Source organism: Paraburkholderia sp. RL18-085-BIA-A (assembly GCF_046027075.1).
Taxonomy (GTDB): domain Bacteria; phylum Pseudomonadota; class Gammaproteobacteria; order Burkholderiales; family Burkholderiaceae; genus Paraburkholderia.
Window position 1 is genome coordinate 1 of record NZ_JARESU010000408.1, and the last position, 1,537, is coordinate 1,537.

Annotated in this window: 1 protein-coding gene; it reads left to right on the plus strand. The window is 63.0% G+C overall.

From position 1 onward, the window contains the following. Positions 1 to 91 precede the first annotated feature (91 nt). Positions 92 to 1,354 (plus strand): IS110 family RNA-guided transposase, encoded by a 1,263-nt coding sequence (locus P0D89_RS52835; RefSeq protein WP_408371139.1) that lies wholly within the window; start codon positions 92 to 94, stop codon positions 1,352 to 1,354. Positions 1,355 to 1,537: the final 183 nt, after the last annotated feature.

Below are 1,537 nucleotides of genomic sequence, written 5' to 3' on the forward strand. Positions count from 1 at the left end.
AGGGTTCGCCGTTGCATCGGCTCACTATATTGCCTTCGCTGAACGCAGGCATGCATGTCCCTCAGGTAATCTATCACTTGCGGAGGGCCTCATGGCACCTCTATCAGATCAGCAATTTTCGGCCTACGTCGGCATCGACTGGGCAGACACGAAGCATGACATCTGTCTGCAGGCCGCTGGCAATGCCATGCGCGAATTTGACTGCGTCCCTCACCAGGTCGCACGCATTGACGAATGGGCAAAGACGCTACACCGGCGCTTCGGTGGTCCGATCGCGATTGCCCTCGAGTTGGCGAAGGGGCCGATTGTCGCGGCACTGCAGAAATATGACTTCTTCGTGCTCTTCCCGATCAACCCGTCGACACTCGCCAGATATCGCGAGGCGTTCAAGCCGAGTCGCGCCAAGGACGATCCGACTGATGCGGAGCTGGCGCTCGATCTCCTGCTGCGCCATCCCGAGCGGTTTGCCCCGCTCAGGCCACAGGGCGTCGCCATGCGTTCGCTGCAGAGCCTGGTCGAGCAGCGCCGCGACCTGGTCGGTGACAGGAACCGGTTTACCAACCGTTTATGTGACACGCTCAAGCAGTATTACCCGCAGGCTCTGGAGTGGTTCGGGCAGAGAGATACGGTGGTGTTCTGCGACTTCCTTACCCGCTGGCCGACGCTGCTGGCCGCCAGGCGCGCCCGCAGGACAACCCTTGAGACGTTCTTCCGCGCTCATCACGGACGCCGCGCCAACCTGATCGCAGCACGTCTGGAGTCGATCCGCGCTGCTATCCCGCTCACCGACGACCCCGGCATCATCGTACCCTGCCGGTTGCATGTGCTGGCACTGGTGGCGCAACTGCGCACCGTGCTGGCTGCGATTGACCTGTACGACAGGGAAATCGCTACGGTAGCCAGTACGCTACCTGACTACGCCTTGTTCCAGGACCTGCCGGGCGCCGGCCTCCAACTGGCGCCGCGCCTGCTCGCTGCCTTCGGCGAGCAGCGCGACCGCTTCCACGGGGCGGATGAACTGCAGAAGTATTCCGGCATTGCCCCGGTGACCGAGCGCAGCGGCAAGAAGAGCTGGGTGCACTGGCGCTGGCAATGCCCGACTTTCCTGCGCCAGACCTTCGTGGAGTGGGCGAGCCAGACGATCAACAGGTCGTTCTGGGCCGGCGCCTACTACCGGCAGCAGCGTGCGAGGGGCAGTTCCCACCAGGTTGCCGTGCGGGCCCTGGCGTTCAAGTGGATCCGCATCCTGTACCGGTGCTGGCAGACCAGCACTCCGTACAACGAGACCACCTACCTCAACGCCTTGAGGAAGCGCGGTTCGCCACTGTTGAGGAACCTCGAGTTTCCGGGGTAACCCGTTTCGGTCGAGGGTTACGCAGTTGGATTCCGGATCGGTGGGTTGCCTCCCTTTGACGTGATGTCGCGAGTTGTCCACGGCGGGCCGCCTGTTACGACCACGACGCCGGTCCGCGGTGGGCAACTCGCCAGACGGGCACATGAAAAACCTTGACGGACTGCCTCAGGGCGTGATCCGGCA

Excerpts from the sequence above, each read along its gene's own strand:
- P0D89_RS52835 (WP_408371139.1), top strand. The coding sequence starts at position 92 with ATGGCACCTCTATCAGATCAGCAATTTTCGGCCTACGTCGGCATCGAC.